General features: G+C 71.5%; 3 protein-coding genes. 2 read left to right on the top strand and 1 reads right to left on the bottom strand.

Translation table 11 applies throughout. The features are described from left to right. A partial coding sequence (locus J5Y10_RS27565) for a LysR family transcriptional regulator (RefSeq protein ID WP_209377369.1) occupies positions 1–221 on the bottom strand: 221 nt, incomplete at its 3' end. 96 nt (positions 222–317) lie between these two features. Here J5Y10_RS27565 and J5Y10_RS27560 point away from each other — a divergent pair. Both J5Y10_RS27560 and J5Y10_RS27555 read left to right on the top strand, forming a co-directional pair. Next, positions 318–1190: an isocitrate lyase/PEP mutase family protein gene (locus J5Y10_RS27560; protein ID WP_245215170.1), complete on the top strand. Its 873-nt coding sequence runs from the start codon at positions 318–320 to the stop codon at positions 1188–1190. Positions 1191–1241: 51 nt separating this feature from the next. Next, positions 1242–2044 (top strand): quinone oxidoreductase family protein (locus tag J5Y10_RS27555; RefSeq protein ID WP_209377367.1); only part of this gene is annotated, 803 nt, incomplete at its 3' end.

Genomic DNA, 2044 nt, shown 5'->3' with positions numbered 1-2044 from the left:
CGGCGCAGCAGGTCGCGCGCCTCCTCCAGGAACAGGCGCCCGGCCTCGTTGAGGACGAGGCCGCGGCCGATGCGGTCGAAGAGCTGCACGCCGAGTTCCTCCTCGAGGCCGCGTATCTGCTGGCTGAGGGCGGGCTGGGCGATGCCGACCCTCTCCGCAGCCCGCGTCATGTGGCCGTCCTCGGCAACAGCGCAGAAGTAGCGGAGATGGCGCAGTTCCATTCGATAAGTACAACGTATCGTTTCGAGACGATCAAGATGTTGGACGGGGAATGCTCGCGGCGGCGATCTTGGGGCACCCGTCACGGAACGCAGCCCTTGTCCGCCTCCCACGTCAGCCGCCTGATCCAGCTTCTCGCCGAGCGGCGCGCCGTGCTCACGCCCGGGGTCGCGAACGCCCTCGCGGCGCGGGTGGTCGAGACGCTGGGCTTCGAGGCGGCCTACCTCACCGGGGCGGGGCTGACGAACACCTTCCTGGGCCTGCCCGACCTCGGCTTCATGGACCTGACCCAGCTCTCCCAGCACCTGCTGGCGATCCGCGAGGCGACGGAACTGCCGGTGATCGTGGACGCGGATACCGGCTTCGGCAACGCGCTGAACGTCGGCCACACCATCCGCCTCCTGGAGCGCGCGGGCGCGAGCGCGATCCAGATCGAGGACCAGCTGAGCCCCAAGCGCTGCGGCCACTTCGCGGGCAAGGCGCTGGTCGCGGCCGGGGAGATGTCCGGGAAGATCCGCGCGGCGGCCGACGCGCGCCGCGACGGCGTCCTGATCGTGGCCCGCACGGACGCCATCGCCGTGGAGGGCTTCGGGGCCGCGATCGACCGTGCGGGACTCTATGCCGAGGCCGGCGCCGACATCCTCTTCGTCGAGGCGCCGACGAGCGCCGACGAGCTGCGCCACATCCCCCGCCTTCTGCCCCGACCGCAGATGCTGAACCTCGTCGTCGGTGGGATGACGCCGATGGTCGGCCAGGCCGAGGCGGCCGAAATGGGCTTCGGGCTGCTGCTCTACGCCAACGTGGCGCTGCAAGGCGCCGTGCAGGGCATGAGGGTGGCGCTGGAGGCCCTGCGCCGGGACGGGCGCCTGGACGAGGAGAGTGGCCTGACGGCGAGCTTCGCCGAGCGTCAGATCCTGGTCCGCAAGCCCTGGTTTGACGAGCAGGACCGTCGCTACGGCGATGCGGCCTGACGCCATGAGCGCGGCCCCGCGCCCGACAGCGCCGGTGTCCCGGAGGAAGCCTTGAGAGCCATCCAGATCGACCGCTACGGCGGCCCGGAGGTCATCCTCCGCCGCGACATCCCGGTGCCAACGCCCGGCCCAGGCGAGGTGCTCATCCGCCTCCGCCATTCCGGCATCAACTTCATGGACGTGCACACCCGGCAGGGGAAGTACGCGGGGTCCCGGACCTACCCGGTCACGATCCCGACCACCCTCGGCATTGAGGGCGCGGGCCATGTGGAAGCGCTCGGGCCGGATGTGAGTGGGCTCGGGATTGGGGACCGGGTCGCCTACTGCCTCACCTGGGGCAGCTACGCGGAGTACGCCGTGGTCCCGGCCTGGCGCGTCGTGCCGGTGCCGAACGCCCTGCCGCTGGACCGCGCTGCCGCCGCCATGTTCCACGGCCTGACCGCGCACTACCTCGCCGACGATGTGGGGCGGCTCGGGCCGGGGGTGACCTGCCTTGTCCACTCCGCCTCCGGCGGGATCGGACAGCTCCTGGTCCAGCTCGGCACACGCATGGGCGCCACTGTCTATGCCACGACGAGCACGGAGGCGAAGGCGGAGGTCGCGCGCCGACGCGGGGCCACGGCGGCCCTGCTCTACGACGAGGGCCGCTGCGCCGATGCCGTCCGGGACCTGACCGGCGGCCAGGGGGTAGACGTCGTCTTCGACCCGATCGGGAAGCCGACGCTGCGCGACAGTTTTCGCGCTGCCCGCAAGCGCGGGTTGGTCGTGAACTTCGGCGCGGTCGGCGGGCCGGTGCGGGACCTTGATCCCATCGAGCTTGGCGAGGCCGGGTCGCTGTTCCTCACGCGGCCGCG

It is taken from the genome of Roseomonas indoligenes (assembly GCF_017813365.1).
In the GTDB taxonomy this organism is placed as follows: Bacteria; Pseudomonadota; Alphaproteobacteria; order Acetobacterales; family Acetobacteraceae; genus Roseomonas; species Roseomonas indoligenes.
Note: the sequence above shows the minus strand (reverse complement) of the source record. Positions and strands in the feature narration are given on the sequence as shown.